This is a genomic window from Nocardioides montaniterrae (assembly GCF_054782655.1).
The window spans coordinates 175,977-190,651 of sequence record NZ_BAAGSB010000002.1 but is presented as its reverse complement, the minus strand read 5'-3'; the positions used below and the strand labels follow the sequence as shown (position 1 = coordinate 190,651).

Genomic DNA, 14,675 nt, shown 5'->3' with positions numbered 1-14,675 from the left:
CGTCCCGGGCGGTCAGTGACCGCGGACCGAGGTGAGGCTGCGCAGGTAGCGGATCCGGCACGCGCCGTCGACGGCCACGAGCTGACGGCGTCCGCCCTTGGTCCGCATCGTGTAGACCCTGGCTCCGTGTGGGAGCTTGGCGACGGAGACCCGCAGCCGACTCAGGCTGCGCAGCGCGTGGTCGAGCTGGTCACGGCGGCTGCCCAGCGCGCCGTTGCACTGACGGGTCGCCACGGTCACACCTGCGCGGCGTACGTCGCGACCGGCCGTCGGTGTCGCGCTGGGCGTCGTCGAGGTCGTCGGTGCCGCGGCGACGTTCGTGTCGTCGCGGGCGTGGTCGCCACTGGTGATCGCCCACGCCCCACCCCCGATGATCGCGAGCGCGGCCGCGACGCCGAGGGCGAGCAGGACGCGGGTGCGGGTGGGCGAGGGCTGCCGGGCAGGGCTGGGAGTGGACACGATCTCCTCCAGGAGGTCGGCTCGCTCCTGGTGCAGCCCGAACGCGTCGATCAGCTCCCGCGGGTACGGGTCGAGGCCCGGCAGCGGGTCGCGCGGATCGATCATCGGAGCTCACCAGTCACGAGGGGGAACAGGTCACCCTGCACATGTCCGGAGCGCGTCGTCGCGTCACCCCAGTGCTTGCTGAACCTGTCGCGTGCGCGCGCCAGCCGCATCCGCGCAGTACCCGGCGCGATGCCGAGGACGTACGCCGCCTCGGTCGGCGTCAGGCCGTCCCAACCCACCAGCATCAGCAGCTCACGGTCGTCGGGGCTGAGCTGGAGGAGGGCCCGGCGTACCTCGTCCCAGGCTGCGACGCCGGTGGCCGGATCGGGGACGACGTCGCGGGCCAGCGTGGTGCGCAGCCGCGCGCCGAGCCGGTCGCGGCGACGGCCCGAGCGGTGCGTGTTGTTGAGGACGTGCCGCGCGATGCCGAAGAGCCAGGGACGCGCGTCGCCGGGCGGGACCTCGGCGTACCGCCGCCAGGCGACGAGGAACACCTCGCTGACGACGTCGGCCGCGTCGGCGGGCTGGTCGACCCGGCGCAGGGCGTAGCCGAGGACCGCGGCGAAGCTGGCGTCGTAGAGCGCACGGAAGCCGAGCTCGGCGTCAGCGGCGTCGGTCATACCTCAGCATGTCCCCTTCGCCGCCGAGCGTCACACCCGACGGGTCAGAGGATCGAGCCCGGGTTGTACGCCGCCGCCTCGGGGTGCTTCGCGACGAGCGCCTCGACCTTGGCGACGACGGTGCGGACCTGGTCGACGGCAGCGCCCGTGAACTCGATCGGGTTGGCGACCAGCGCGTCGATCTGCTCGCGGGTCAGGCCGAGCTCCTCGGAGGCGGCGAGCTTGGCGAAGACGTCGTTGTCGACCTGGCCCTGGCGCATCGCGAGGGCGGTGCCGACCGCCGCCTCCTTGATCACCTCGTGGGCGGTCTCGCGGCCGACGCCGTTGCGCACCGCGCTCATCAGCACCTTGGTGGTGGTGAGGAACGGCAGGTAGCGGTCGAGCTCGCGCTGGATGACCGCGGGGAAGGCGCCGAACTCGTCGAGCACGGTGAGGAAGGTCTGGAAGAGGCCGTCGACGGCGAAGAACGCGTCGGGCAGCGCCACGCGGCGTACGACGGAGCAGGAGACGTCGCCCTCGTTCCACTGGTCGCCGGCGAGCTCGCCGACCATCGAGAGGTAGCCGCGGGTGATGACGGCGAGGCCGTTGACGCGCTCGCAGGAGCGGGTGTTCATCTTGTGCGGCATCGCGGAGGAGCCGACCTGGCCCTCCTTGAAGCCCTCGGTCACGAGCTCGATGCCGGCCATCAGCCGGATCGTGGTGGCGAGGTTGGACGGGCCCGCGGTGATCTGGACCAGCGCGGAGACGGTGTCGAAGTCGAGGCTGCGGGGGTACACCTGGCCCACCGACGTGAAGAGCTGGGCGAAGCCGAGGTGGGTGGCGACGCGCTGCTCGAGGTCGGCGAGCTTGCTGCCGTCGCCGCCGAGCAGGTCGAGCATGTCCTGGGCGGTGCCCATCGGGCCCTTGATGCCGCGCAGCGGGTAGCGCGCCATGAGCTCCTCGAGGCGCTGCACGCCGACGAGCATCTCGTCGGCGACGGTCGCGAAGCGCTTGCCGAGGGTGGTGGCCTGCGCGGCGACGTTGTGGCTACGGCCGGCCATGACCGTGGCCTCGTGCTCGGAGGCGAGGCGCGCGAGGCGCGCGAGGGTCGCGACGGCGCGGTCGCGGACGAGGGCGAGCGAGGACAGGACCTGGAGCTGCTCGACGTTCTCGGTGAGGTCGCGGCTCGTCATGCCCTTGTGGATGTGCTCGTGGCCGGCGAGCGCGCAGAACTCCTCGATGCGCGCCTTCACGTCGTGGCGGGTGACCCGCTCGCGGGCCGCGATGGAGTCCAGGTCGACCTTGTCGACGACCGCCTCGTAGTCCTCGATCACGCCGTCGGGGATCTCGATGCCGAGGTCCTTCTGCGCCTTCATCACGGCGATCCAGAGCTGCCGCTCGAGCACGATCTTGTGCTCCGGGCTCCAGATCTGGGCCAGGTCGGCGGCGGCGTAGCGGGTCGCGAGGACGTTCGGGACGGTCACGTTGGGTGATTCTCCCATGGCCGGCTCAGGCCAGCGACTTCTGCCACCAGGAGACGTCGATCCACCGGTCGAACTTGCGGCCGACCTCGCGCATCACGCCGACCAGCTCGAAGCCGCAGGCGCGGTGGAGGGCCTCGCTCGCCTCGTTCGGTACGGCGAGGCAGGCGAGCGCCGTGTGCACGCCGGCGTCGCTCAGCCGGGTGAGCAGGTCGTCGTACAGGCGACGGCCGAGGCCGCGACCGGCGGCATCCGGGTGGAGGTAGATCGTGGTCTCCCGGGTGTCGGCGTAGGCACCCTTCTCGCGGTAGGCGCTCGAGTAGGCGAAGCCGAGGACGCGGCCCTCGACCTCGGCGACGAGGAACCGGTCGCCGGCGTACGGCGAGGCCAGCTTGGCCTCCCACGCGGACCGCGGCGGCGCAACGATGTCGAACGTCGCGTGGCCGATCTCCACCTCGCGCGCGTAGATCGCGGCGACGGCGTCGAGGTCGGCGTCGGTCGCCGGACGGATCACCTCCACAGGACCAAGGATCCCAGGGAGCTAGGGACTATGGGCCAATTGGCCCATAGTCCCTAGTGGTCGCACCAGCACCAGCTCGCCGGACTCGGTCGTCCCGCGGATGTCGGTGAACCCGAGCTTGGCGGCGACCCGCATGCTCGAGCGGTTCTCGGGCGCGATCGACGCGCGGACGCGGACCCCGAGCGAGTCGGCCAGTGCGAGCAGCGCGCCCAGCGCCTCGGGCACGATGCCGCGGCCACGACCGGTCGGGACCAGGCCGTAGCCGACCTCGACCTCGTCGGCGCCGTCCGGAGCCGGCACGGGCGGGCCGAAGAAGCCGATCGACCCGACCACCCATCCCGACACCACGATCGAGCGCGGCCCCCAGGTGTCGCCCTCGCGCCACAGCCCGGCCGCGCCGCGGTCGTCCTCGCGCGGGAAGTCGGGATGCCACTTGGGCATCCGCTCCCCCACGCGGATCGCCGTCACCGTCGCGAGGTCCCAGAGCGGGAGCTCGCTGCCGGCAGTGCGGACGACGTCGGGGAGGGAGGTCATGACTCCTTGACCGACGCGCCTTCCATGACGCCGAGCGGCTCGGCCGCGATGTCCGAGCGGCGCTGCATGCCGGGGAACGAGATCAGGTCGGCGGCGGCGTACGCGCGCGAGCGGGCGTCGGCGACGTCGTAGCCCACCGCTCGGACCGCGAGCACCCGACCGCCCGCCGTCACGAGGTGGCGGTGGTTCGGCTCCTCGGGCGTCGAGGCGTCGACGATGGCGGTGCCGGCGTGGATCACGTCGACGTCGTTGACACCGTTGGCGTTGCCGACGCCGGTGATGACGTCGCCCTTGGACGAGGACTCCGGGTAGCCGGCGGACGCCAGCACGACGGTCACCGCGGCGCCGTCGGAGAAGGTCGGCGCAGGAGTCTCGTGCAGGCGGCCGGTGGCGGCGGCGTGCAGGAGGCTGCCGAGGCCCGAGGTCAGCACGGCCAGCACCGGCTGGATGTCCGGGTCGCCGAAGCGCACGTTGAACTCGATGACCCGCGGACCGTCGACCGTGAGCGCGAGACCGACGTACAGGCAGCCGACGAACGGCGCGCCACGACGGGCCATCTCGTCGAGCGTGGGCTGGACGACCTGGTCGATCACGGTCTGCGGCAGGTCCGGAGGGGCCCACGGCAGCGGGCTGTAGGAGCCCATGCCGCCGGTGTTGGCACCGAGGCCGCCGTCGAAAATGCGCTTGAAGTCCTGGGCGGGCTGCAGCGGGTACGCCGTCGCGCCGTCGCACACGGCGAACAGCGAGACCTCGGGCCCGTCGAGGAACTCCTCGATCACGACCCGGCCGCACGCCTGCGCGTGGGCCAGCGCCTCGGCGCGGTCGTTGGTCACCACGACGCCCTTGCCCGCGGCGAGCGCGTCGTCCTTGACGACGTACGGCGCCCCGAACTCCTCGAGCGCGGCGGCGTACTCCTCGGTGGTGGTGCAGGTGCGCGAGCCCGCGGTCGGTACGCCGGCGGCGGCCATCACGTCCTTGGAGAACGCCTTGGAGCCCTCCAGCTGAGCGGCCTCCCGGCCAGGTCCGAACACGGCGATGCCGGCGTCGCGGACGGCGTCGGCGACACCCGCGACGAGCGGGGCCTCGGGGCCGACGACGACGAGGTCGACCTCGAGGGCGGTGGCGAGCGCGGCCACGGCCGCACCGTCCATCGGGTCGACGTCGTGCAGCGAGGCGACGGCGCCGATGCCCGGGTTGCCCGGGGCAGCGTGGACCGCGCCCACCTCCGGGTCGCGGGAGAGCGCCAGCGCGAGCGCGTGCTCACGGCCGCCGGTGCCGATGACGAGGACGGAGATGCTCACGGGCGACGATCCTACGGCCCGTCGATCAGACCTCCGGCGGGCGAGGCATCCGCGGCAGCTCGACGACGAACGCACCGCGTTCGTCGGCGCTCGGCGAGCGGTAGTCGGCCGACCCGCCGTGGCTCTGCGCGATCTCCCGGACCAGGTGCAGGCCCAGGCCCGTGCCCGCGTTCGGGCCGGCGTGGGCGAAGCGCTCGAAGAGCCGCTTGACCAGGCGCGGCTCGACCCCCGGGCCGTCGTCGGTCACCACGATGCGTACGCCGTCCGCCGTCGGCTCGCCGACGATGCGGGTCGGCGCCCGGCCGTGCTTGATCGCGTTCTCCAGCAGGTTGTCGAGGGCCTGACCGATCCGCGAGGGGTCCACCGTCAGGTCGATGTCGACGGGGACCTCGACGTTGACGCGGGCGCTGCGGTGAGCGGCCCGCAGCCGCTCGGCCGCGGACATCAGCAGGCCCCGGAGCCGCACCTGCTCGGGCTGCAGGTCGAGGGCATCGGCGTGCAGGTCGGAGGCGGTGGCGAGGTCGGCGACGAGCCGGCGCAGCCGCTGGGCGCTCGAGGCGAGCGCCTCCAGGAGCTGGTCGCGCTCCTCGGGGCTCTGGTCCTCGGCGTGCTCGCGGAGCATCGCGATCGAGCCGTCGATGACCGCGGTCGGCGTACGCAGCTCGTGGGCGGTGACCGCCAGGAGATGGGCCTGCTGCTCGACCGCGAGCCGGCGCTCCTCTTCGTGGTTGAGCTGCTGGCTCTTGTCGCAGGTGACCTTGGCGAAGCCGATGTGACGGCCCTGAGCGTCGTACACCGCCGTGATGACGACGCCGGCCCAGAACCGGCTGCCGTCGCGGCGTACGCGCCAGCCGTCCTCGGCGTGGGAGCCGTGGGCGAGCGCGAGCTCGAGGTTGTGCTCGGGATGACGCTGGGCGCGCTCCGCCGGCGGGTAGAAGATCCGGAAGTGCTGGCCGATGACCTCCTCGTTGGTCCAGCCCTTGATGTGCTGGGCACCGGCGTTCCAGGTCGCGACCCTGCCATCGGTGTCGAGCATGTAGATCGCGTACTCCTTGACCGCCGAGACCAGCAGCCGGAACATCTCCTCGCTGCGGCGCAGCTCGACGTCGGCGGTGATGTCCTGCACCTGCGCGAAGACGTACAGCGGCCGCTCCTGCGAGTCGAGCACCGGCACCAGGGTCAGTCGCAGGGTCCGGTCGGTGCCGTCGGCCCGCGTCGAGCGGTGCTCGACCGTCGCGAGCCGGGCGTGATCGTCGTGCAGGGTCCGCAGCGCAGCGTCGAAGTCGTCGCCGCCGCCCTCGGTCAGCACGCCGTAGTCGAGCCCGATCAGTTGGTCGGGCGTGCAGGCGAGGAGGTCCGCCAGCGCGTCGTTGGCCCGGACGATGCTGCCGTTCAGGGTGAGCGTCGCCATGCCGATCGCGGCCTGGCTGAAGACCTCGCGGTAGCGCTCGAGGTGCTCGTCGAGCGCCACCTGCGCGACCACGGCATCCTCGTCGTCGCCGCTGGCGGCACGCAGCGCGGCGCCGGGCATCGGCACCGTGCCGTCGTGGAGGACCTTCCACAGCCGACCCGGCAGCTCGCCGATCGGCAGCGACTTCTCGACGAAGTCCGAGGCTCCCAGGGCCCGCGCCTGGTCGGCCAGGCCCGCCTCCCCGAAACCGGTGAAGATGACGACCTTGGTGTCCGGTGCGACGGCACGGATCAGCGAGAGCGCCTCGAGCCCGTCCATCTCGGGCATGGACGTGTCCAGCAGCATCAGGTCGGGCTGCAGGCCGTCGGCCAGCACCCAGGCCTCGTTGCCGTCACCGGCCTCGTCGATCACGTCGAACAGCCCGGAGATGGTGAGGCGAGCCCGGACGACGGCGCGCAGGTCCGCCGCGTCGTCGACGATCACGACCGTCGGCTTGCGTGTCATCTGGCCTCCTCCCCCGAGCCGGTGCCCACCCTGCCCTTCTGCATACCTGCAGCTCGGGAACTTGTCCGGGAACACACCCGGCGGGTCACGACGAGTTCGGCCACCGCGACCTCAGCGAAGGGCGTGCCGGACGACCGCCTGCTCGCGCTCCGGACCGACCCCGACCACGGAGATGCGGGCGCCGGAGAGCTCCTCGACGCGCTCGACGTAGCGCTGGGCGTTGACCGGGAGGTCGCTGAACGAGCGGGCCCCGGAGATGTCCTCGGTCCAACCGGGGAGCACCTCGAAGATCGGCTTCGCGTGGTGGAAGTCGGTCTGGTTGACCGGCATCTCGTCGTGGCGGACGCCGTCGACGTCGTACGCCACGGCGACGGGGAGCTCGGGCAGCCCGGTGAGGGTGTCCAGCTTGGTCAGGACGAAGTCGGTGACGCCGTTGACGCGGGCGGCGTAGCGGGTGATGACGGTGTCCATCCAGCCGCAGCGGCGCGGGCGGCCGGTGGTCGTGCCGAACTCGAAGCCGGCCTTGCGGAGGAACTCGCCGTTCTCGTCGAAGAGCTCGGTCGGGAACGGACCCTCGCCGACGCGGGTCGTGTACGCCTTGGCGATCGCGATGACCTGGTCGATCCGGTTCGGCGGGATGCCCGAGCCGGTGCAGGCCCCGGCGCTGATGGCCGAGGACGACGTGACGAACGGGTAGGTGCCGTGGTCGACGTCGAGCAGCGTGGCCTGACCGGCCTCGAACAGCACGACCTCGTCGCGGTCGAGGGCCTGGCTGAGCAGCAACCCGGTGTCGCAGACGTACGGCGCGAGGCGCTCGGCGTGGGCGAGCAGCTCCTCGACGACGTCGGCCACCTGGGGGGCGCGGCGGTTGTAGATCTTGGTCAGGACCTGGCCCTTGAGCTCGAGGGCGCCCTCGACCTTCTGGGTCAGGATCTTCTCGTCGAACAGGTCCTGGACGCGGATGCCGATCCGGTTCATCTTGTCGGCGTACGTCGGACCGATGCCGCGCCCGGTCGTGCCGATCTTGCGGGCACCCAGGAAGCGCTCGGCGACCTTGTCCTGCTCGCGGTTGTAGGACGGGATGACGTGGGCGTTGGCGCTCAGCTTGAGCTTGCTGGTGTCGACGCCACGGGCCTCGAGGCCCTCGATCTCCTGGAACAGCACGTCGATGTCGACGACGACGCCGTTGCCGATGACGGGGGTGCAGCCGGGCGTGAGGATGCCGGAGGGCAACAGGTGGAGGGCGTACTTCTCGCTGCCGATCACCACGGTGTGGCCGGCGTTGTTGCCGCCGTTGAACTTGACGACGTAGTCGACCTGGCTGCCCAGGTGGTCGGTCGCCTTGCCCTTGCCCTCGTCGCCCCACTGGGCTCCGACGATCACGATTGCGGGCATCTGCTCGCTCCTTCGTTCGGGACGGAGTCCCTCCGGACCGCCTGATCGGGCCGGCTGCTCAACGCACCACTCGGTGTTGGTTCGCGCGCTCACCCCTCGGGGCGATTGCGGCGTCACGCTACCAAAAACCGCCTACAGTCCCCCCATGAGCGCTGTGCGGGTTCGCGCGAGGACGCGTCTCCTCTCCCTGCTGGTCGTCGTCCTTGCGGCCGCCGGTCTCGTCGCACCGCTACCGGCTCCGGCACATGCCAGCGGGTCGGCGTACACCTCGAGCCAGGGGCTCACCGTCCGCTCGGTCACGCGCGTGGACGCCCGTGTGGTCAAGCTCGTCGTCAGCACCAGTGCGCTCTCGCGCCCGGTCCGCGTCTCGCTGCTGCTGCCGGTGGGCTACGCGACGACGAGCCGCCGCTACCCCGTCCTCTACCTCCTGCACGGCACCAGCGGCGGCGCGGACTCGTGGCTCGACCACGGCGCCATCCGCAAGGTCGTCGGCGACCGACCGCTGATCGTGGTGATGCCCGACGGCGGGTACGCCGACAACGGCGGCGGCTGGTGGACCGACTGGGCCGACCAGCGCACGCCGCTCGGCGCGGCGAACTGGGAGGACTTCCACATCGACGAGCTCGTGCCGTGGGTCGACGCCCACCTCCGCACCGTCGCGGGACGACGCGGTCGCGCCATCGCCGGGCTCTCCCAGGGCGGCTTCGGCGCGTTCTCGTACGCCGCCCGCCACCCCGACCTGTTCCGCTCGGCGGGCTCCTTCTCCGGCGCCCCGGACATCGCGCGCGCTCCGCTCGCCCAGGTGATCGGGCCGTTCCTGGTCGGCACGATCGCCAGCCAGGACGACGGCGTGGAGCCCTTCGCCCCCTTCGGCGACCCGCTGTCCCGGCGTGCGAACTGGCAGGGACACAACCCCGCCTCGCTGGTCACGAACCTGCGCTCGACCGACCTCGAGCTGTGGACCGGCGACGGCCCGGCCGGGTCGAACGACAACGTCAGCGCCGGCACCCTCGCCACGTCCTCGATCGAGAGCATCGTGCGGGCGTCGACGCTGTTCTTCGCCCAGGCCGCGCGGGACGCCGGGGTGCGCTACTACCTCGACGACTACGGCCCGGGGACGCACACGTGGTTCTACTGGCACCGCGACCTGACGCAGTACCTCCCCCGCCTGATGCGGGTCTTCGCCCACCCCGGCACCCGGCCGGCCACGGTGACCTACACGAGCATCGACAAGAGCTACCGCCAATGGGGCTGGCAGGTGGCCGTGAACCGGTACGCCGCGCAGGCCTTCACCGGCTTCGCCGACGCCTCGCGCTCGGGACTCACGTGGACCGGCTCGTCCCCCGCCACGATCACCACCCCTCCGACGTACGCCGGCAGCAGCGTGCACCGCGTGACCTTCGCCGGGCGCACCACGACTGTCCGTGCGGGCGCGAGCGGCCGGCTGACGCTGGTGCTGCCGGGGCCGCCGGCCTCGCACGAGCTCGTGGTCATGATCAGCTGAGGTAGTCCTGCCCCTCCTCGTCGGCCAGGAAGCGCTCGACCCGACGATCGGGCACGAGCCACATCATCGCGACGACGACGGCCGGGGCGAGCCCGGCCCACGGCTCCCAGAGCGCCAGCAGGATGCCGGTGACGTAGAGGACCGGCGACAGCTTGCCCTTGACGTCGGCCCCGAGCGCGGTCCTGGCACGGCCACCTGACGGCGTGCGGAAGATCGAGAGCTGGAGCAGGTAGTAGGCGACGGCGGCCCCCAGCAGGTTGGCGACGTACACGATCGTCGGGACCTTGGCGACCTGGCTCTCGTCGAGCCAGCCGTTGGTGAAGGGCACGATGCTCAGCCAGAACAGCAGGTGCAGGTTGGCCCACAGCACCGTGCCGTCGACGTGGCGCACCAGCTGGAACAGGTGGTGGTGGTTGCTCCAGTAGATGCCGATGTAGATGAAGCTGAGCACGTAGGTCAGCAGGCCGAGTCCCGAGCCGTGCCACAGGCTGTGCCAGCTGGGGTCGTCGGCGTGCGGCGGCTTGAGCTCGAGGACCATCACCGTGATGACGATCGCGAGGACGCCGTCGCTGAAGGCCTCGAGGCGGTTGGTGCTCATGGCGCAGAGGCTAGTTGAGCGCTAGGACCAGGCCTGCGAATTGTGCTCCGCGACGATGTCGCGCGCCAGGCTGGAGAGCCGGAGGTTGAGGGCGTTGGAGGCCTCGCGCATCATCGCGTACGCCTGCTCGTCGTCGACCGCGTGCGTGGCCATCAGCAACCCCACCGCCTTGCCGATCTCACGGTTGCTGGCAAGGCCTTCGCGGAGCGTGCGTGCCTCCGCCTTCTGCCCGGCCGCGGTGACGGCGACCGAGGCGAAGGCCGCGAGGATCGCGGCGGCGTCGACGGACTCGTCGCTGAACGCGTCCGGCTCGTCGGAGAAGAGGTTGAGGGCGCCGACCTTGCGCTCGCCGAGGACGATCCGGCACCCGATCATGCCGCGCACCGGCGTCTCGCGGACGACGCGCTCGGCGAGCATGGGCCAGGTCGGGTCGTGGGTGATGTCGGGGTCCCACTCGAGCCGCTGGGACAGGATCGCCTCGACGCACGGCCCCTCGCCGGTCTCACCCTCGAGCCGGTCGACGAGGGCTGCGACGTCGTCGGTCGCGGCCTGGAGCTCGGGCTCCATCCCGCCCCGCAGCGTGATGATGCTGGCGTGGTCGCAGCCCGGCACGAGCTCGACGGCGCTGCGGCAGAGCTGCTCGTAGACCTCCGGGTAGGTGTCGGAGCGGTAGAGCACCTCGGCGAGGGCGCGGAACGCGCCTGCACCGTCGGTGAGCGGGGCTGCGGATGACATCGATGCGTCCTCCTGTCCGGCGGAACAAGACGAGGCCGCCGAGAGTCGGCCGGCCGAAGTATGGCATGGCGCGATCCCGGTTGGACCCGCGTGCCACAATGGTTGTGGCTCAAGCAGACAGGGCCGCCCTGCAGGCCTCGTCCGCTCCCGGCGCATCGCACCGGAGCTCGGACGTCAGGCCGTCGCACAGGACGGTGGAATGACTCCCAGCCCCTTCTCGGTCAAGCCCATGCTGCGCCTCGCGCAGCCTGCTGACGTCGGTCGCGCGCTGCGCCTGGTCGGGCGCATGGGCGCCGACTCCGGTCTGTCCGAGGAGCGCCTGGGCGACCTCGCGGACATCGTGCGGGCGATGACCATCGGCCTGGCCCTCGACCGGGACGGCGGCTGGCTCGGCGTACGTCGGCTCTCGGCGAAGCCGGGTCTGGAGGTCGTGGCCTTCGACGGCACGCACTCCGAGGACGACGTGGCCGCGCCCGGCGGGCGATGGGCCGAGCGGCTGCGTGCCGACCTGGACCGGCTCGGCGACCTCGGGCTCTCGGTGATGAGCGGGGCGACCGCCGCCGGCGGTACGGCGGTCTGGGCGCGGATCGTGGAGATCCCGCCCGTGGCGGCGGTGACCCAGGCAGCGGTCGACGTCAGCGGCCTGCTCCAGGCGCCGGCCGACGACGGCCCCGGCGCGGGGTGGAGCACCCAGCCGGCAGGCACCCGCCTCGGCATCGTGGTGGCCGAGGACCGGCTCGATCCGCTCACCCTCGCGGCTCGCGACACCGTCGGACCGTCGACGCTCGAGGACTACCGGGCAGCCCTCGGCTGGGGGCCGACCGTCGGCGCAGCCCTGGTCGAGATCGATCTGGCCCGCCGGGTCCTGTCGGCCGCCTGGTCGGGCGGCGTCGTGCTCTCGGCGACGGCCGACTCCTCCTCGACGACCCACGCGTCCGGCGGCACCACGGCCGACGGTCCGGTCCGCGAGCTCACCCTGCGCTGGGAGCGCTCGCTCTCGCTCACCGTCCACACCCGGGGCATCCGCCCCGCGCCCGAGCTGGCGCCCTCCTTGGACCGGCACCCGGCGCTGACCTGTGCCACCCTGATGCGCGACCACCGCGAGCCGACGCCGGTGGCGTGCGTGGTGTCCGCCCGCGTGCGTCCGGCTCCGATCGCCGGTCGCTAGCCGTTCGCCGAGGCGAGACGCACAGCGATCTCGGCCGCGACCGCAGCCGCGAGGTCCTCGGCGGTGTCACCCTCGAGCTCGGGTACGACGACGTCCAGGCCGCCACCGGCGAGCAGGTCGAGCGCACCGACCCCCTGCCGCTCGGCCATCTCGGCCGCGTGGTCGACGACGCCGTGCACGATGACGCTGGCACCCTCGGGAGGCAGCGGCGAGAGCCAGGCCCGTTCGGCGGCGATCTTGGTCTGTGCGGGCAGCAGCGCCAGCGCGCCACCGCCACAGCCCTGGCCGAGGATGACCGACACCGTCGGGACGCGCATCGAGACCAGCGTGCCGATGCAGCGGGCGATCTCGCCGGCGATCGCACCCTCCTCGGCGTGCTGGCTGAGCTCGGCGCCCGCGGTGTCGACGACGGTGACCAGCGGGAGCCCCAGCTCCTCGGCGAGCTTCATGCCGCGACGAGCCTCCCGCAGGGCTCCGGCACCCATCTGGTGGTCGGCGTCCTGGCGGGCCCGGTCCTGGCCGACCAGCACGCACGGCCGGCCGTCGAGCCGGGTCAGCGCGATCAGCACCGAGTCGTCACGCTCGCCCTCGTCGGTCCCCCGCAGGATGAGGGTGCTCGTGCCGGCGTACCTCAACAGCTCGCGTACGCCGGCCCGCTCCCCACGGGTCGCCTCGATGTCGTCCCAGACCGGGTGCTCGCGCTGGGTGCCGGGGGCGATCGGGTCGCGCCGCGTCAGGGCCGGCGCGGTCGGCCCGTCGATGAGCACGCCCAGCGCGCGCTCGACGAGGGCCGGCAGCCCCTCCGCGGGCACGACGGCGTCGATGACGCCCTTGGCGGCGAGGTTCTCGGCCGTCTGCACACCCTCGGGGAACGGGCGACCGTTGAGCGCCTCGAACACCTTGGGGCCCAGGAAGCCGACCAGGGCCCCGGGCTCGGCGACGGTGACATGACCGAGGGAGCCCCAGGACGCATAGACGCCGCCGGTCGTCGGGTGGCGCAGGTGCACGAGGTAGGGCAGGCCGGCCGCGCGGTGGTCCATGAGCGCGCGCGAGATCTCGGCCATCTGCAGGAACGCCGGCGTGCCCTCCTGCATCCGGGTGCCCCCGGAGCTGGTGCTGGCCAGGATCGGCAGTCCCTCGTCGGTGGCGCGGCGTACGGCGGCGACGATCCGCCGGGCCGCGGCGATGCCGATCGAGCCGGCCAGGAAGGTGAACTCGTTGACCACGAACGCCACCGGACGGCCGCTCACCGTGCCACGACCCGTGAGCACCGACTCGTCGGTGCCGGCCTTCTCGGCGGCGGAGCGCAGGGCCTTCTGGTAGTCGGTGGAGTGGCCCGAGATGTCGATCGGCTCGTCCCACGACTCGTAGCTGCCCTCGTCGAGCACCAGGTCGATCAGCTCACGCGCGGTCCAGCGGCGGGTCGTTCCCATGGGCCGCAACTCTAGGCTCTCCTCATGAGTGACCCCGCGCCGCTGCTCGTCGTCGCCAACGCCGAGGCGGGCACCGCCGACGACGAGGCGCTCTCGGCCGCGCTGGAGGTGCTCCGCGAGCGGACCGACGTGAGCGTGGCCCGCACCGGCTCCCCCGACGAGCTGGACGATGCGCTCGCCACCGCCGGCGAGCGGCGGATCGTGGTGGCCGGTGGCGACGGCAGCATGCACGCGGTCGTCGCGTCGCTGCACGCCAGCGGGCGCCTCGACGGTGCGGTGCTCGGCCTGATCCCGCTCGGCACCGGCAACGACTTCGCGCGCACGCTCGCGATCCCGCTCGAGCCGGCCGAGGCCGCGCAGGCACTGCTCGACGGCAGCCCGCGCCCGCTCGACCTGATCGTCGACGACAAGGGCCAGGTCACCGTCAACAGCGTCCACCTCGGCGCCGGTGCCGACGCGGGTGAGCGCGGCGCACGGTGGAAGAAGCGGCTCGGCGCCATCGGGGTCGGCCGCCTCAACCTCGGCCGGCTCGGCTACCCGATCGGCGCGGTGGGCACCGCGATCGACCCGCCCGCGCTCCGGCTGAGGGTCGAGGTCGACGGAGAGGTCGTGGTCGACCGCGACCGGGAGCTCGCCCTGGTCGCCCTGGGCAACGGCGCCAGCGTCGGCGGCGGAGCTCCGCTGCTGCCCGACGCCGACCCCGGCGACGGGCTCGTCGACGTGCTCCTCGCCGAGCACCCGGGCGCCCTGGACCGGTTCGCGCTGGCCCTGCGCCTCCCCCTGGGTCGCCACGAGGCCCATCGCACGATCCGCACGCTCCGCGGGCGCGAGGTGAAGGTCAGCGGTACGCCGTTCCGCGGCAACAGCGACGGTGAGATCGACGAGACGCCGTCCGGCTCGCGTTCGTGGGAGATCGTGCCGTCGGCGTACTCCCTGGTCGTGCCGGGCGCCCGCGACTCCGGCGCGGACGGCGTCAACAACTAGAGTT

The 14,675-nt window shown here is 72.5% G+C and carries 14 protein-coding genes; 3 read left to right on the top strand and 11 right to left on the bottom strand.

Annotated elements, in window-relative coordinates; translation table 11 throughout:
- Window positions 1–12: 12 nt before the first annotated feature.
- The 8 genes from ACYVJ3_RS04325 to ACYVJ3_RS04290 form a co-directional block, all read right to left on the bottom strand.
- Window positions 13–564: a hypothetical protein gene (locus ACYVJ3_RS04325; RefSeq protein ID WP_460851281.1), complete on the bottom strand. Its 552-nt coding sequence runs from the start codon at window positions 562–564 to the stop codon at window positions 13–15.
- The gene (locus ACYVJ3_RS04320; RefSeq protein WP_460851280.1) at window positions 561–1,124 is read right to left on the bottom strand and encodes an RNA polymerase sigma factor; all 564 of its coding nucleotides are present in this window, start codon (window positions 1,122–1,124) and stop codon (window positions 561–563) included. The genes ACYVJ3_RS04325 and ACYVJ3_RS04320 overlap by 4 nt, the downstream gene beginning before the upstream one ends.
- A 44-nt stretch (window positions 1,125–1,168) precedes the next feature.
- On the bottom strand, window positions 1,169–2,587 hold the full coding sequence (purB, locus tag ACYVJ3_RS04315; RefSeq protein WP_460851279.1) for an adenylosuccinate lyase: 1,419 nt from the start codon (window positions 2,585–2,587) through the stop codon (window positions 1,169–1,171).
- A 25-nt stretch (window positions 2,588–2,612) separates the two neighbouring features.
- Window positions 2,613–3,104: a GNAT family N-acetyltransferase gene (locus tag ACYVJ3_RS04310; RefSeq protein ID WP_460851278.1), complete on the bottom strand. Its 492-nt coding sequence runs from the start codon at window positions 3,102–3,104 to the stop codon at window positions 2,613–2,615.
- A gap of 21 nt (window positions 3,105–3,125) precedes the next feature.
- Complete coding sequence (locus tag ACYVJ3_RS04305; RefSeq protein WP_460851277.1) at window positions 3,126–3,638, bottom strand: GNAT family N-acetyltransferase; 513 nt, start codon at window positions 3,636–3,638, stop codon at window positions 3,126–3,128.
- Window positions 3,635–4,933 carry a phosphoribosylamine--glycine ligase gene (purD, locus tag ACYVJ3_RS04300; RefSeq protein ID WP_460851706.1) on the bottom strand — a complete coding sequence of 433 codons (1,299 nt, stop codon included), beginning with the start codon at window positions 4,931–4,933 and terminating at the stop codon, window positions 3,635–3,637. Before purD ends, ACYVJ3_RS04305 begins: the two co-directional genes overlap by 4 nt.
- Before the next feature lie 31 nt (window positions 4,934–4,964).
- Window positions 4,965–6,854, bottom strand: coding sequence for a PAS domain S-box protein (locus ACYVJ3_RS04295; protein ID WP_460851276.1), 1,890 nt, complete (start codon window positions 6,852–6,854; stop codon window positions 4,965–4,967).
- Window positions 6,855–6,965: 111 nt separating this feature from the next.
- Complete coding sequence (locus ACYVJ3_RS04290; RefSeq protein ID WP_460851275.1) at window positions 6,966–8,249, bottom strand: adenylosuccinate synthase; 1,284 nt, start codon at window positions 8,247–8,249, stop codon at window positions 6,966–6,968.
- 145 nt (window positions 8,250–8,394) lie between these two features.
- Here ACYVJ3_RS04290 and ACYVJ3_RS04285 point away from each other — a divergent pair, with 145 nt between their 5' ends.
- Window positions 8,395–9,753, top strand: coding sequence for an alpha/beta hydrolase (locus ACYVJ3_RS04285; RefSeq protein ID WP_460851274.1), 1,359 nt, complete (start codon window positions 8,395–8,397; stop codon window positions 9,751–9,753).
- Here the strand turns inward: ACYVJ3_RS04285 and ACYVJ3_RS04280 are convergent.
- Window positions 9,746–10,351: a TMEM175 family protein gene (locus ACYVJ3_RS04280; RefSeq protein WP_460851273.1), complete on the bottom strand. Its 606-nt coding sequence runs from the start codon at window positions 10,349–10,351 to the stop codon at window positions 9,746–9,748. The two genes, ACYVJ3_RS04285 and ACYVJ3_RS04280, sit on opposite strands and share 8 nt — an antisense overlap.
- A 21-nt stretch (window positions 10,352–10,372) precedes the next feature.
- A complete protein-coding gene (locus ACYVJ3_RS04275) occupies window positions 10,373–11,086 on the bottom strand; it encodes a GAF and ANTAR domain-containing protein (protein WP_460851272.1) in 714 nt (237 codons plus the stop codon).
- Window positions 11,087–11,285: 199 nt separating this feature from the next.
- Between ACYVJ3_RS04275 and ACYVJ3_RS04270 the strand changes: the two genes are divergently transcribed.
- Window positions 11,286–12,254: a hypothetical protein gene (locus ACYVJ3_RS04270; protein WP_460851271.1), complete on the top strand. Its 969-nt coding sequence runs from the start codon at window positions 11,286–11,288 to the stop codon at window positions 12,252–12,254.
- Here the strand turns inward: ACYVJ3_RS04270 and ACYVJ3_RS04265 are convergent.
- A complete protein-coding gene (locus ACYVJ3_RS04265) occupies window positions 12,251–13,687 on the bottom strand; it encodes a carboxyl transferase domain-containing protein (protein WP_460851270.1) in 1,437 nt (478 codons plus the stop codon). The two genes, ACYVJ3_RS04270 and ACYVJ3_RS04265, sit on opposite strands and share 4 nt — an antisense overlap.
- 24 nt (window positions 13,688–13,711) lie before the next feature.
- Here ACYVJ3_RS04265 and ACYVJ3_RS04260 point away from each other — a divergent pair, with 24 nt between their 5' ends.
- The gene (locus tag ACYVJ3_RS04260; RefSeq protein WP_460851269.1) at window positions 13,712–14,671 is read left to right on the top strand and encodes a diacylglycerol/lipid kinase family protein; all 960 of its coding nucleotides are present in this window, start codon (window positions 13,712–13,714) and stop codon (window positions 14,669–14,671) included.
- The last annotated feature ends 4 nt before the right edge of the window (window positions 14,672–14,675 follow it).

Excerpts from the sequence above, each read along its gene's own strand:
- ACYVJ3_RS04275 (WP_460851272.1), bottom strand. The coding sequence starts at position 11,086 with ATGTCATCCGCAGCCCCGCTCACCGACGGTGCAGGCGCGTTCCGCGCC.
- ACYVJ3_RS04325 (WP_460851281.1), bottom strand. The coding sequence starts at position 564 with ATGATCGATCCGCGCGACCCGCTGCCGGGCCTCGACCCGTACCCGCGG.
- ACYVJ3_RS04320 (WP_460851280.1), bottom strand. The coding sequence starts at position 1,124 with ATGACCGACGCCGCTGACGCCGAGCTCGGCTTCCGTGCGCTCTACGAC.
- ACYVJ3_RS04260 (WP_460851269.1), top strand. The coding sequence starts at position 13,712 with ATGAGTGACCCCGCGCCGCTGCTCGTCGTCGCCAACGCCGAGGCGGGC.
- ACYVJ3_RS04265 (WP_460851270.1), bottom strand. The coding sequence starts at position 13,687 with ATGGGAACGACCCGCCGCTGGACCGCGCGTGAGCTGATCGACCTGGTG.
- ACYVJ3_RS04270 (WP_460851271.1), top strand. The coding sequence starts at position 11,286 with ATGACTCCCAGCCCCTTCTCGGTCAAGCCCATGCTGCGCCTCGCGCAG.
- ACYVJ3_RS04305 (WP_460851277.1), bottom strand. The coding sequence starts at position 3,638 with ATGACCTCCCTCCCCGACGTCGTCCGCACTGCCGGCAGCGAGCTCCCG.
- ACYVJ3_RS04280 (WP_460851273.1), bottom strand. The coding sequence starts at position 10,351 with ATGAGCACCAACCGCCTCGAGGCCTTCAGCGACGGCGTCCTCGCGATC.
- ACYVJ3_RS04285 (WP_460851274.1), top strand. The coding sequence starts at position 8,395 with ATGAGCGCTGTGCGGGTTCGCGCGAGGACGCGTCTCCTCTCCCTGCTG.
- ACYVJ3_RS04295 (WP_460851276.1), bottom strand. The coding sequence starts at position 6,854 with ATGACACGCAAGCCGACGGTCGTGATCGTCGACGACGCGGCGGACCTG.
- ACYVJ3_RS04290 (WP_460851275.1), bottom strand. The coding sequence starts at position 8,249 with ATGCCCGCAATCGTGATCGTCGGAGCCCAGTGGGGCGACGAGGGCAAG.